This is a genomic window from Dryocola boscaweniae (assembly GCF_025215095.1).
In the GTDB taxonomy this organism is placed as follows: Bacteria; Pseudomonadota; Gammaproteobacteria; order Enterobacterales; family Enterobacteriaceae; genus Dryocola; species Dryocola boscaweniae.
Genome location: NZ_JALHAP010000030.1, coordinates 1 through 424, shown reverse-complemented (window position 1 = coordinate 424; position 424 = coordinate 1). Strand labels below are relative to the sequence as shown.

The 424-nt window shown below is 66.0% G+C and carries 1 protein-coding gene; it reads left to right on the top strand.

Annotated features, from left to right (window positions below):
- On the top strand, nt 1-424 hold a 424-nt coding region (locus tag MUA00_RS00145), incomplete at both ends, for a DUF748 domain-containing protein (protein ID WP_271130444.1).

Here is a 424-nt window from a genome sequence, read left to right as displayed (position 1 = left end):
CTTCAGCCTGGAATTGACCCTTTGGGGTCTGCGCCTGGGCGAGGAGAAGAACCCCCAGCTCGCCTTCCGCCGGCTGTACGCCAACCTGCAGCTGGACAGCCTGTGGAAACGCCAGCTGCACCTGGCCGACGTCGAGCTGGAAGGTCCGCATACCGAACTGCTGTTCGACGAGAAGGGCCAGCTCAACCTGGCCAGCCTGTTCAGGATCCCGCCGAGCGAATCGCCCGAGCCTGAACAGCCGAGCGATCCGTTCCCGCTGCGCATCGACCGCATCCAACTGGCCGAGGGCAGCCTGCACTTCCAGGACCTGCGACCGAGCGAGCCGGTGGACTTCAGCTTCGATCCGCTGGGCTTCGAGCTGCACAACCTCAGCACCCTGCCCGACGACGGCGCGAAGATGACCCTGCTCGCCACCGGCCCGAAC